Raw genomic sequence first — 13,105 nt, forward strand, 5'->3', positions numbered from 1 at the left:
ATGACCCTGCAACAATCCCGACGCCTGCAAAGCCTGCTGCTGGGCACCCTGGCCTGGGCCATCGCGATCCTGATCTTCTTCCCGATCTTCTGGATGGTGCTGACCAGCTTCAAGACCGAGATCGACGCCTTCGCCACGCCGCCGCAGTTGATCTTCAGCCCGACGCTGGAAAACTACCTGCACATCAACGAGCGCAGCAACTACCTGGCCTTCGCCTGGAACTCGGTGGTGATCGCCTTCAGCGCCACCGCCCTGTGCCTGCTGATCGCGGTCCCGGCGGCCTACTCCATGGCCTTCTACGAGACCCGTAACACCAAGCGCACCCTGCTGTGGATGCTTTCCACCAAGATGCTGCCACCGGTAGGGGTGCTGATGCCGATCTACCTGCTGGCCAAGAGCTTCGGCCTGCTGGACACGCGCATCGCGCTGATCCTGATCTACACCCTGATCAACCTGCCGATCGTGGTGTGGATGGTGTACACCTACTTCAAGGACATCCCCCGGGACATCCTCGAAGCCGCGCGCCTGGACGGCGCCACCCTGCTCCAGGAAATGCTTCGGGTGCTGCTGCCCATCGCCAAGGGCGGCCTGGCCTCGACGGTGCTGCTGTCGCTGATCCTGTGCTGGAACGAAGCGTTCTGGTCGCTCAACCTGACCTCCTCCAACGCCGCGCCGCTGACCGCCCTGGTTGCCTCCTACTCCAGTCCAGAAGGGCTGTTCTGGGCCAAGCTCTCGGCGGTCTCGACCCTGGCCTGTGCGCCGATCCTGATCTTCGGCTGGATCAGCCAGAAACAGCTGGTGCGCGGCCTGTCCTTTGGCGCGGTGAAATGACCGGCATGCCCCATCCAGCCTGATCCAGACCCTGTCGCCGCAGTTCCGCGCTCATGCCGCCGGACGCTGCGGTCCAGCAACCTACACAGTGAGCGGAGGCCCGTCATGGCCCACCTGAAAATCAACAATCTGCAAAAAGGTTTCGAAGGCTTTTCCATCATCAAGGGCATCGACCTTGAGGTGAACGACAAGGAGTTCGTGGTTTTCGTCGGCCCCTCGGGCTGCGGCAAGTCGACCCTGCTGCGGCTGATTGCCGGGCTTGAGGAGGTCAGCAGCGGCAGCATCGAGCTGGACGGTCGCGACATCACCGAAGTCAGCCCGGCCAAGCGCGACCTGGCCATGGTGTTCCAGACCTATGCCCTGTACCCGCACATGAGCGTGCGCAAGAACATGTCCTTCGCCCTGGACCTGGCCGGGGTCGACAAGGCCCTGGTGCAGCAGAAGGTCGACGAGGCGGCGCGCATCCTCGAACTGGGGCCGATGCTCGAGCGCAAGCCCAAGCAGCTCTCCGGCGGCCAGCGCCAACGGGTGGCCATCGGTCGGGCCATCGTGCGCAACCCGAAGATCTTCCTCTTCGACGAACCGCTGTCCAACCTCGACGCCGCGTTGCGGGTGCAGATGCGCCTGGAGCTGGCACGCCTGCACAAGGAGTTGCAGGCCACCATGATCTACGTGACCCACGACCAGGTGGAAGCCATGACCCTGGCGGACAAGGTGGTGGTGCTCAACGCCGGCCGGGTGGAGCAAGTGGGCTCGCCCCTGGAGCTGTACCACAGCCCGGCCAACCTGTTTGTCGCGGGCTTTCTCGGCACGCCGAAGATGGGCTTCCTCAAGGGCAGCATCACCCAGGCCGACGGCCAGGGCTGCGAGGTGCAACTGCAGGCCGGGGCGCGCCTGCGCCTGGCGCAGAGTGGCGCGCAACTCTGCGTGGGCAGCGCGGTGACCCTGGGCATCCGCCCCGAGCACCTGGAGCTGGGAGCCACCGGCCCTGGCAGCCTGCAAGTCACCGCGGACGTCGCCGAGCGCCTGGGCAGCGACACCTTCTGCCATGTCCGCACCGCGTGCGGCGAAGCCCTGACCCTGCGCATCCGTGGTGACCTGGCCAGCCGCTACGGCGAACAGCTGAACCTGCACCTGGACCCGGCGCACTGCCACTTATTCGATGCCCAAGGTGTCGCCATCCCGCGTGCCCTGCGCGCCGCTGCCTGATCCCAGAGAGCCCCTGCATGAAACTCAAGCGCTTCAACCTCAGCCAACTGCCGCCCCAGGTGCGGCTGCCCGCCTACGCTGCGGCCGACACTCGCCAAGGCATGGTGCACATCGGCGTCGGTGGCTTCCACCGGGCCCACCAGGCCTATTACACCGACGCCCTGATGAACCAGGGCCAGGGCCTGGACTGGAGCATCTGCGGATTTGGCCTGCGCCCCGAGGACCGCCGCGCCCGGGACGACCTGGCGGGCCAGGACTACCTCTACACCCTGTTCGAACTGGGAGATGGCGACGACCATGAAGTGCGGGTGATCGGCTCCATCAGCGAAATGCTGCTGGCCGAGGACGGTGCCCAAGCGCTGATCGACAAGCTCGCCAGCCCGCAGATCCGCATTGTCTCGCTGACCATCACCGAGGGCGGCTACTGCATCGACGACAGCAGCGGCGAGTTCATGATCCACCTGCCGCAGATCCAGCACGACCTGGCCCATCCCCAGCAGCCGCGTACCGTGTTCGGTTTCCTCTGCGCCGCCCTGGCCCGGCGCCGGGCCGCGGGGATCCGCGCCTTTACCCTGATGTCATGCGATAACCTGCCGCACAACGGCGCGGTGACCCGCAAGGCGTTGCTGGCGTTCGCCGCCCGGCGTGACGCCGACCTGCACGACTGGATCGCCGAACAGGTGAGCTTTCCCAATGCCATGGTCGACCGCATCACCCCCATGACCAGCACCGCCCACCGCCTGCAGTTGCACGATCAGCACGGCATCGACGATGCCTGGCCGGTGGTCTGCGAACCCTTCGTGCAGTGGGTCCTGGAGGACAATTTCGTCAACGGCCGTCCGGCCTGGGAACAGGTCGGCGTACAGTTCACCGATGACGTCACGCCCTATGAAGAGATGAAGATCAAGCTGCTCAACGGCAGCCACCTGGCCCTGACCTACCTGGGTTTTCTCAAGGGCTACCGCTTCGTCCACGAGACCATGAACGACCCGCTGTTCGTCGCCTACATGCGTGCCTACATGGACCTCGACGTCACCCCACAGCTGGCGCCGGTGCCGGGCATCGACCTGGCGGCCTACAAGGACACCCTGGTCCAGCGCTTTTCCAACCAGGCGATCGCCGACCAACTGGAGCGGGTGTGCAGCGACGGTTCGTCGAAGTTTCCCAAATTCATCGTGCCGACCCTCAACCGCCTGATCGCCGATGACCGCGACACTGAACGCGCGGCCCTGGTGGTAGCGGCCTGGGCCCTGTACCTCAGGGGCGTGGACGAGAATGGCCTGGAGTACCGGATCCCCGATCCCCGGGCCGAGTTCTGCCAGGCCCTCGTGGCCGACGACAGCCTGCTGACCCAGCGGTTGCTGGCGGTGGAGGAAATCTTCGGCCCGGCAATCCGCCACTCCAGCGCCTTTGTCCAAGCCTTCGAACAGTGCTTCAACAGCCTGCGCGAGCACGGCGTGAGCGCTACCCTGGAGCGTCTGCTGGCCAGGCAGGCCGCCTGAAGCGCGCCACCGGGCCAGGTTCGCCTGGCCTGAGGGAGCGCCGTCGGATCCGGCAGCGGGTACCTGGCACAACCCGCGAGGCCTTAGCACCTCAAACCAGCGCAGCAATGGCGACAGGGATCGGCAACCAATGAAGACCACAGCAACGCTTTACCTGGGGATCGACTGCGGCACCCAAGGCACCAAGGCCCTGATCCTCGACAGTCACAGCGGCCAGGTCCTGGGGCTAGGCGCCGCGCCCCACAGCCTGATCAGCGGCGCCCATGGCCGCCGTGAGCAGGACACCGGGCAATGGCTGCAGGCCTGCATCGACGCTACTCGGCAGGCCTTGCAGGCGGCCGGCGTGGATGGCCAGCAGATTCTCGGGGTCGGCGTCTCCGGCCAGCAGCACGGCCTGGTGCTGCTCGATGACCAGGGCCAGGTGCTGCGCCCGGCCAAGCTCTGGTGCGACACCGAAACCCTGGCGCAAAACCAGCGCCTGCTGGATTACCTGGGCGGCGAACAGGGCTCCCTGGACCGCCTCGGGGTGGTCATTGCACCGGGCTACACGGTATCCAAGCTGCTCTGGACCCGGGAACAGTACCCGCAGTTGTTCCAGCGCATCGCCCAGGTCCTGCTGCCCCACGACTACCTGAACTACTGGCTCACCGGGCGTTGCTGCAGCGAATACGGCGACGCGTCCGGCAGCGGCTATTTCAATGTTCGCAGCCGCGACTGGGACCGCGCGCTGCTGGCCCACATCGACCCCGAGGGACGCCTGGAACAGGCCCTGCCGGAGCTGATCGAAGCCCACCAGCCCGTCGGCCGGATACGTCCGCCGATTGCCCGGCTGCTGGGCATCAACCCACGGGCACTGGTGTCCAGCGGCGGTGGCGACAACATGCTGGGGGCCATCGGCACGGGCAATATCCAACCTGGCCTCATCACCATGAGCCTGGGCTCGTCCGGCACCGTGTACGCCTACGCCGATGAACCGCCAGCCAGCCCCCAGGCCTCGGTGGCCAGCTTCTGCTCCTCCAGCGGCGGCTGGCTACCACTGATCTGCACCATGAACCTGACCAATGCCACGACTCTGGTGCGCGAGCTGCTGGGCCTGGACCTGGCGAGCTTCAACCAGCGGCTGGGGCAAGCGCCGATCGGCGCGGAGGGCCTGTGCCTGTTGCCGTTTTTCAACGGCGAGCGGGTGCCCGCCCTGCCCCATGCCCAGGGCAGCCTGCTGGGCATGACCCTGGATAACCTGACCCAGGCCAACCTGTGCCGGGCGGTGGTGGAAGGCACTACCTTCGGCTTGCGCTATGGTCTCGACCTGCTGCGCGCCAATGGCTTGCACAGTCGCAGCATCCGCTTGATTGGCGGCGGATCGAAAAGTCCGCTGTGGCGACAGATCGTCGCCGATATCATGGACACCCCGGTGATCTGCACCGGGCAGGCCGAAGCGGCGGCGTTGGGCGCAGCGATCCAGGCCGCCTGGTGCCACGGCCGCGAAAGCGACCCGAGCCTGGACCTGGCGTCACTCTGTGAACGTTGTGTCAGCCTCGACCCGGCCAGCCAAACCTGGCCCGTCCCCGAGCACGTGAAGGCCTACGGGCCGGTGTATGAACGCTATCGACAGCATCTGGCAACCCTTTGAAGAGCGAATGACTATGTATCTGGTGTGTGGCGAGGCGCTGTTCGACTTTTTCAGCGCGGATCAGGCAAGTACCCAGGCAAACACCGTGGATTTCCGCGCCATTGCCGGGGGTTCTCCGTTCAACGTGGCCGTGGGTTTACGCCGACTGGGCATCGATGCCGGATTACTGGCCGGCCTGTCCAGCGATTACCTGGGCCAGCGCTTGCGGCGGGTGCTGGACACCGAGGGCGTGAACACCGACTACCTGCAGACCTTCGACGCCCCCACGACCCTGGCGATGGTGGCCGTGGGCAGCGACGGCTCGCCCCACTACAGTTTCCGCGGCGAAGGCTGCGCCGACCGGCAGTTGCTGGAGGCGCACTTGCCACTGCTGGGCGAGGAGATACGCGGGCTGCACATCGGCTCTTTTTCCCTGGTGGTGCAGCCGATCGCCGACACCCTGCTGGCCCTGGTACGCCGCGAGCAGGGGCGACGCCTGATCAGCCTCGATCCCAATGTTCGGCTCAACCCGCAACCGGATATCCAGCTGTGGCGCCAACGCATTGGCGAACTGGTGAAACATGCCGACCTGATCAAGGTCAGCGACGAGGACCTTGACCTGCTGTACCCCGGGCAAGCGCCGCAAACCCTGATCCAGGGCTGGCTGCAGCAGCGCTGCCAACTGGTGTTCCTGACCCGGGGCGGGCAAGGCGCGAGTGTCTTCAGTCGCCGTCACGGCCACTGGTCGGTGCCGGCGCAGCAGGTCAAGGTGGCCGACACCGTGGGGGCCGGCGACACCTTCCAGGCAGCGCTGATCGCCTGGTTGACCGAGCAAGGCCTGGATTCGCCCCAGGGCCTGGAACAGCTGAGCCGCGAACAGATCGATGCCCTGCTGCGTTTCGCCGTCAACGCCGCGGCCCAGACCTGCACCCGCACCGGCCCGGACCTGCCGTACCGGCATCAACTCCCGTAGGAGCCGGCTTGCCGGCGAAGAGGCCCGCGAGCCTTGCGCAATTGCGGATGCCGTCTTCGCTGGCAAGCCAGCTCCTACACAAGCCAGCTCCTACACAAGCCAGCCCCTGCGCAAGCCAGTTCCTACAAGGGGCATCTCCGTTGCGCCGCTGCAGGAGTCGGCGGTCAGAGCAGTGAGAAGTTGTAGCTGACGATCAGCCGGGTCTCGTCCATGTCGCGGGCGATCTTCTGGTAGTTGCTGCGGTAGGTGGCATTGCGCAAGCGCAGGCTGACGTCCTTGAACGTGCCGCTCTGCACCACGTACTTGAGCTCGCTGTCGCGCTCCCATTCGCGGCCTTCGCGCAGGCTGCCCGGGACCTTGATGTGGTCGCCGCTGACGTAGCGGGTCAGGAAGCTCAGGCCATTGAGGCCAATGGCCTTGAAGTCATAGTCATAGCGCAGTTGCCAGGAACGCTCCTGGATCGCGGCGAAGTCGTTGACCTGCACGTAGTTCACCAGATACGGGTTGCTGCCATCCAGGTAAGGCATCGAGTTGTCGCCGTACATGCGCTGCCAGCCGGCACTGAACACGTGCCCAGCCACGCTGTAGCCGAGCATGGTGCTCAGGGCGCGGTTGTCGATGCCGCCGGCGCGCTCGGCGCCAGTGTCGGCACTCTTGAGCAGGCGCAGGTCGCCTTTGAGCACGCCGGGCCCCAGGGGCTGGTTGGCCAGCAGGCCGACAAAATGCTGACGGTAGATGTCTTCCAGCTCAGCGTAGTGGTACTGGCCGGTCAGGCGGTCGTTGAACTTGTAGTCCAGCCCATAGGTGTCGAAGTGATCCGCCGTGGTGTTGCAGGCATAGCGCTTGTTCTTGCAGTGCACGCGGATGTCCTGGGCATCGCTGGAGTCACGTGCGGTGTAGCGGTTCAAGCGGGCCGCGGTCAGCGTCAGGTCCTTGACCTCCCGGGAAGTCAGCAGCGCGCCGTTGAACATGGTGGGCAGCAGGCGCCCGTCGTTGTACTTGAGCAGCGGCAGGTCCGGCAGCTGGGCGCCGTACTTGAATACCGTCTGCGAGACCCGGACCTTGGCGGTCAACCCCAGCTTGGCGTACTGGTCCGCCGAACCCCGCGGGTCATGACCGCTGGAAGGCAGCAAGCCGCTGTTGCTGCGATCGGGGCTGGAATCGAGCTTGATCCCCAGCATGCCCAGGGCATCCAGGCCGAAACCCACAGTGCCCTCGGTGTAGCCCGATTGCAGGTTGAGAATAAAGCCCTGGGCCGACTCCTCACGCTTGGACGCCCCCTGGTCGGTGCTGGTGTGGCCGTCACGAAAATCCCGGTTGAAGTAGATCGTACGCGACTCCAGCTTGGCGCTGCTGTCCTCGAAAAAGCCATCGGCGTTGGCCTGCGGGGCAAAACCTGCGCACAGGACGGCGGCTCCGAGCCCCAGCAGCGGGCACGGATTGAGTAAAGGGAAAGGGGGACGCATGAACAGGCTCCAGCAGAAAATCAGTGACGCGCGGTAAAGAAAGACCCAGGGGAAATTCACCCTGCAAATCAAAGAGTGCAAGTTGAATTGATTGAATCAATGAAGACCGAAAATGGTGGCAGATCGCCTTGCCCTGCCCAACCCGACTTTAGTCGGACCTGGCCTGAGCAGCACCTCGATAAGCCTGGTAAAAATCACAAAAAACCTATCAATTTCAACAGTTTTTACTGATTTCTCAAGGCGTCAATAACCCCCCCTGCTCGATCATAATCAACACTATGAATGGTGCCTCGCTAGTCGACAATGGCAAAAAAACATCACCGTTCAGGTCGAAAATGTTGCCATTCGTCGGTTTTTTTTAGATTTCTCACGCTGTAAACAAGTATTTGACGCTTTCCATGATAACCATCATGAATAGATATAACTCATTGTTTTATAAGGATTTTATCCATAACGAAAATTAAACAAAACAGCAGTGTCATTTATGTAACACGGAAAAACGTCAATTAACCGCCTCATCCTTGTGATAGTGTCAAAAAAAGAGCGTGATAGCGGCCTTGTGCCATAACCCTTTCAGAACGGTGAGCGATGTCCTCACCCAACACTCATCATGGACGAGGTCATTTCCTTGGAAGTCAGCGTTTTTGGTACTGGCTATGTCGGTCTGGTACAAGCAGTCGCTCTCGCCGATGTTGGGCATAACGTGGTCTGTGTCGATATCGACAGCCACAAGATCGCCCAACTGCAGCGTGCCATTCCACCGATTCACGAACCGGGCCTGGCGACCCTGATCGAAGAGAATCAAAAAGCCGGCCGACTGCATTTCACCACCCAGGCCAGCGACGCCGTGAGCCATGGGCAAGTGATCTTCATCGCAGTCGGCACCCCCTCCAACGAAGACGGCTCGGCGGACCTCGACCATGTCCTGGCGGTGGCCCGCAACATTGCCTGCCTGATGCTCAGCGACAAGACCCTGGTGATCAAGTCCACGGTGCCGGTGGGCACCGCCGACCTGGTGATCGAGACCGTCGCCGAGCAACTGGCCGATCTGGGCAAGTCCGAGCTGCGGGTGCATGTGGTCTCCAACCCGGAGTTCCTCAAGGAAGGCTCGGCCGTGGCCGACTGCATGCGCCCGGACCGGATCATCGTCGGTTGCTCCCACGAGCAGCCGCGCCAGCAGTTGAGCGAACTGTACGCGCCGTTCAACCACAACCATGACCGCCTGATGTTCATGGACAACCGCAGCGCCGAGCTGGTCAAGTACGCGGCCAACGCCATGCTCGCCACGCGCATCAGCTTCATGAACGAGATGGCCAACCTGGCCGAACGCCTGGGGGTAGACATCAACGCCGTGCGCAAGGGCATCGGCGCCGACCCGCGGATCGGTTACCACTTCATCTACCCCGGCGCCGGTTTCGGCGGCTCGTGCTTCCCCAAGGACCTGCGGGCGCTGATCCACACCGCCGAGAGCCACGGCCTGGAGCCGCACATGCTCAAGACCGTGCGCGACGTCAACGAGCAGCAGCGCCATGTGTTGTTTCGCAAGCTCAAGGCGCACCTGGGCGACAACCTCCAGGGCAAGGTGATCGCGCTCTGGGGCCTGGCCTTCAAGCCCAACACCGATGACATGCGCGAAGCCACCAGCCGCTACCTGATGGAGGCACTGTGGGACGCCGGGGCCAAGGTCTATGCCTACGACCCGGAAGCCATGACCGAATGCCGGCGCCTGTACGGCTACCGCGACGACCTGCACCTGTGTGCAACCCGCGACGACACCCTGCAATGCGCCGACGCCCTGGTGATCTGCACCGAGTGGAAGGCCTTTCGCGTGGTCGACTTCAAGCTGCTGCGGGACAAGCTCAACGATCGCCTGATCGTCGACGGACGCAACCTCTACAACCCGCAACAAGCGGCGGATGCCGGGCTGCACTACCTGAGCATCGGCCTGCCCTACCGTGTGCCCGAGGCTCTGAGCGCATGAATATCCTGATCACCGGGGCCGCCGGGTTTATCGGCGCCCATACCGCACTGCGTTTGCTCAAGGATGGGCACCAGGTCACCGGGCTGGATAACTTCAACGACTACTACGACCCCCAACTCAAGCACGACCGGGTGCGCTGGGTGGAACAGCAGGTGGGGCACTTTCCCCTGCTGCGCCTGGACCTGGCCGACAGCGAGGGCCTGGAGCGACTGTTCGCCGAAGTCCGTCCCCAGGTGGTGATCAACCTCGCCGCCCAGGCCGGGGTGCGTTACTCCCTGGAGAACCCCAAGGCCTACCTGGACAGCAACCTCACCGGCTTTCTCAACCTGCTGGAGATGTGCCGGCGCTACCCGGTGCAGCACCTGATCTACGCCTCTTCAAGCTCGGTGTACGGCGCCAACCAGCAGACCCCGTACAAGGTCAGCGACAACGTCGACCACCCGCTGTCGCTGTACGCCGCGAGCAAGAAAGCCAACGAACTGATGGCCCACAGCTACAGCCACCTGTTCGGCGTACCCGCCACCGGCCTGCGGTTCTTCACCGTCTACGGCCCCTGGGGCCGGCCGGACATGTCGCCGATCCTGTTCGCCGACGCCATCAGCCAGGGCCGGCCGCTGAAACTGTTCAACTACGGCATGCACCAGCGCGACTTCACCTACATCGACGACATCGTCGAATCCCTGGTACGCCTGCTGGGCAAGCCGCCAGCGCGCGACCCGCTGTGGGACCGCGAACAGCCGGACCCGTCCACCAGCATGGCGCCCTGGCGCCTGTTCAACATCGGCGGCCAGCGCCCGGTGGAACTCAAGGACTACGTGGCGACCCTGGAAAAGCTCCTCGGCCACCAGGCCCAGGTGGAATACCTGCCCCTGCAGCCTGGCGACGTGCTCAACACCTGCGCCGATGTCAGCGCCCTGGAAAACCTCACCGGTTTCGGCCCGCAGGTGCCCCTGGAAGACGGCTTGAGCCATTTCGTCCAGTGGTACCAGGGCTACTACCAGCGCGGCGCTTCCTGAGCCGCGGCTCGCCCCCCTGCCCGTTTTCTCCCAACCCTTTGCAATGGAAGTACTTCCGGTGGATATGGAAAGACCCTTCTCCGCGCCTGCAACCGAGGCGCCTGCACCGGCGCGCATCGATCGCCGCAACGATTCGTTCCGGCGCAAGGTCCAGGCCGCCATCGATCTGCAGCAGCACGGCTGGATCAGCGGTCGCAACGGCGGCCGCTCCTGGACCCTGTCACGCAGCAAGCGCCTGACCTCGGCACTGCTGGCGGCACTGCTGCTGGTGCTGCTGTCGCCGCTGCTGCTGGGTGTGGCCCTGCTGATCAAGCTCACCAGCCCGGGCCCGGTGTTCTTCGTGCAATTGCGCACCGGTTTTCGTGGCCGGCGCTTTGGCATGTACAAGTTCCGCACCATGGTGGTCAACGCCGAAGCCCTGAAGGATTCGGTGCGCCATCTGAACAAGCACGGCCCGGACTCGGTGGACTTCAAGATCGACCGCGACCCGCGGATCACCGGGATCGGCGGCTTCCTGCGCCGCACCAGCCTCGACGAGCTGCCGAACCTGATCAACGTGGTACTCGGCCAGATGCGCATCGTCGGCCCGCGCCCCACCTCGTTCCATGCCCAGACCTACAAGGAACATCACCTCGGCCGCCTGAGCATCTACCCCGGGATCACTGGCCTGTGGCAGGTTTCCGGGCGCAGCGATGTGGACTTCGACGGCCGGGTGACCCTCGACATGACGTACATCTTCCGGCAGAGCCCCTGGCTCGACCTGAAGATCCTGATCAAAACCCCTTTCAAGGTCCTCAACGGCCATGGAGCAAGTTGAAATGGCGGCAGCAACCTTAGCCAGTCTGAACATCCAGAGCCCCAGCGAAAGCAACCTGGCAGTCACCGTGCTCGACCAGGAGTTGCGGGTGATCCTGCTGACGGCGGCCAACCGCAACAGCGGCATCACCAGCAGCAGCCTGAGCATGGCCAATGAATTGGCGCGCACCAGTCGCGGCCGGGTGTTGCTGGTGGACACCAGCCTCTCGGAAAACAGCCTGACCCGGCGCCTGGACCTGGGCGAGCGCGAAGGTTTCCTCGACCTGGCCCTGGCCGATGTCCCGCCCTCCCTGGCCTCGTGCATCGAGCGCAGCGAAGCGCTGGATTTCGATTTCCTGCCCCTGGGCCGCCGCCAGCAGTACAGCGAGCGCCTGACTCCGGAACTGCTGCGCGAACTGCTGCAGGTCCTGGCCGAGGAATACCGCTTCGTGATCATCGACGGCGACCCGGTGTACAGCAGCGGCGACATCCTCACCCTGAGCACTCAGGTGGACGGTGTGGTGCTGGTGGTGCGCAGCGAGGAAACCCGCTGGGAGGTGGCCCAGGCTGCCGCGCAACGGCTGATCCAGGCCGAGGCGAAGCTGATCGGCAGCGTGTTCAACGCCCGCAAGTACTACATGCCCAAGTGGGTTTATGACCGTCTCTGACCGGCACAAGGACCGTGTAACCATGAACAAGCCAACGCTCTCCCTGCTGAGCCTGTCGCTGCTGCTGGCGGCCCTCGGCGGCTGCGTCAACCGCGAGCCGCAGCAAATGCCGGTGCAGATCCTCAGCGCCCCGGCCGACCAGGCCCAGCTCACCGAAGTCATGCCCATCGAACAGGTGCTGCGGCCCCAGGACGTGCTCGACGTGATCTTCCACATCGGCACCACCAGCCAGCAGCGCTACCTGGTGCAGCCCGGCGACCAGGTGGACGTGAGTTTCCTCACCGCGCCGGAACTGGGCGGCAGCAAGCTGGTGCTGCCCGACGGCAGCATCGACATGCCCTACGTGGGCAATATCCAGGTCGCCGGGTTGTCCGCCGAACAGGCGCGCCAGGCCCTGGAAACCCAGTACGCCAAGGTCTTGAAGAAGCCGCAGATCACCTTTTCGATCTCCCACGCCATGGCCCAGCTGGACAACCTGCGCACCAGCCTGACCAACCCGGCCACCGGCCTGAGCCGCGAGATCGTGGTCGGCTCCGACGGCCGCGCCAGCTTCCCGCTGCTGGGCAGCCTGTCGTTGCAGGGCAAGAGCCTGAGCGAGCTGCAGCGCCTGATCAACCAGCGCTATGCCAAGGAAGTCGGCCCGGTGAGCGTCGATGTGCTGCTCAAGACCACCGCCGCCAACGAGGTGTTCGTCATGGGCGAAGTCGGCCAGCCGGGGGCCTATCCGATCCGCCGGCCGATTTCAGTGCTTGAAGCCCTGACCCTGGCCAAGGGCGCCGGCCCCACCGCGCGCCTGGATTCGGTGGTGATCATGCGGCGCAAGGGCAACCAGGTCGAAGCCCGGGTCTATGACGCCGATGCGGCGCTGGACGGCAAGGCCCTGCAGTTCGCCTACCTGCAGCCCGACGACATGCTCTACGTGCCCAAGACCCGCCTGGCCAAGGCCGGGGCCCTGAGCAAGCAGTTGGCGGACGTGATCATGTTCCAGGGTGTCGGGTTCAGCTTCGGCTACCGCGTCGACAACAAAGAAACGAACAACAACTGAGTTCCCTCTT

The 13,105-nt window shown here is 64.3% G+C and carries 11 protein-coding genes; 10 read left to right on the top strand and 1 reads right to left on the bottom strand.

Annotation, left to right across the window (positions count from 1 at the left end):
- The 5 genes from U873_RS0105935 (at position 1) to U873_RS0105955 (ending at position 6,124) form a co-directional block, all read left to right on the top strand.
- On the top strand, positions 1-831 hold the full coding sequence (locus tag U873_RS0105935; RefSeq protein WP_025127363.1) for a carbohydrate ABC transporter permease: 831 nt from the start codon (positions 1-3) through the stop codon (positions 829-831).
- Between the two features lie 105 nt (positions 832-936).
- Positions 937-2,040, top strand: coding sequence for an ABC transporter ATP-binding protein (locus tag U873_RS0105940; protein WP_025127364.1), 1,104 nt, complete (start codon positions 937-939; stop codon positions 2,038-2,040).
- Positions 2,041-2,057: 17 nt separating this feature from the next.
- The gene (locus U873_RS0105945; RefSeq protein WP_025127365.1) at positions 2,058-3,542 is read left to right on the top strand and encodes a mannitol dehydrogenase family protein; all 1,485 of its coding nucleotides are present in this window, start codon (positions 2,058-2,060) and stop codon (positions 3,540-3,542) included.
- Between the two features lie 130 nt (positions 3,543-3,672).
- Entirely contained in the window at positions 3,673-5,172 is a 1,500-nt protein-coding gene (xylB, locus tag U873_RS0105950; RefSeq protein WP_025127366.1) for a xylulokinase, read from the top strand.
- 13 nt (positions 5,173-5,185) lie between these two features.
- Positions 5,186-6,124 (top strand): carbohydrate kinase, encoded by a 939-nt coding sequence (locus tag U873_RS0105955; RefSeq protein WP_025127367.1) that lies wholly within the window; start codon positions 5,186-5,188, stop codon positions 6,122-6,124.
- A gap of 164 nt (positions 6,125-6,288) precedes the next feature.
- Here U873_RS0105955 and U873_RS0105960 read toward each other — a convergent pair whose 3' ends face one another.
- A complete protein-coding gene (locus U873_RS0105960) occupies positions 6,289-7,590 on the bottom strand; it encodes an OprD family porin (protein WP_025127368.1) in 1,302 nt (433 codons plus the stop codon).
- A 628-nt stretch (positions 7,591-8,218) separates the two neighbouring features.
- On the opposite strand from U873_RS0105960, the gene U873_RS0105965 reads away from it, so the two are divergent.
- The 5 genes from U873_RS0105965 (at position 8,219) to U873_RS0105985 (ending at position 13,095) form a co-directional block, all read left to right on the top strand.
- On the top strand, positions 8,219-9,571 hold the full coding sequence (locus U873_RS0105965; RefSeq protein WP_025127369.1) for a UDP-glucose/GDP-mannose dehydrogenase family protein: 1,353 nt from the start codon (positions 8,219-8,221) through the stop codon (positions 9,569-9,571).
- Complete coding sequence (locus U873_RS0105970; RefSeq protein WP_025127370.1) at positions 9,568-10,587, top strand: NAD-dependent epimerase; 1,020 nt, start codon at positions 9,568-9,570, stop codon at positions 10,585-10,587. The genes U873_RS0105965 and U873_RS0105970 overlap by 4 nt, the downstream gene beginning before the upstream one ends.
- Before the next feature lie 64 nt (positions 10,588-10,651).
- Complete coding sequence (locus tag U873_RS0105975; protein ID WP_025127371.1) at positions 10,652-11,404, top strand: sugar transferase; 753 nt, start codon at positions 10,652-10,654, stop codon at positions 11,402-11,404.
- A 1-nt stretch (position 11,405) separates the two neighbouring features.
- The gene (locus U873_RS0105980) at positions 11,406-12,050 is read left to right on the top strand and encodes a CpsD/CapB family tyrosine-protein kinase (RefSeq protein ID WP_025127372.1); all 645 of its coding nucleotides are present in this window, start codon (positions 11,406-11,408) and stop codon (positions 12,048-12,050) included.
- Between the two features lie 22 nt (positions 12,051-12,072).
- Complete coding sequence (locus U873_RS0105985; protein ID WP_025127373.1) at positions 12,073-13,095, top strand: polysaccharide biosynthesis/export family protein; 1,023 nt, start codon at positions 12,073-12,075, stop codon at positions 13,093-13,095.
- Positions 13,096-13,105: the final 10 nt, after the last annotated feature.

It is taken from the genome of Pseudomonas sp. PH1b, assembly GCF_000633395.1.
In the GTDB taxonomy this organism is placed as follows: domain Bacteria; phylum Pseudomonadota; class Gammaproteobacteria; order Pseudomonadales; family Pseudomonadaceae; genus Aquipseudomonas.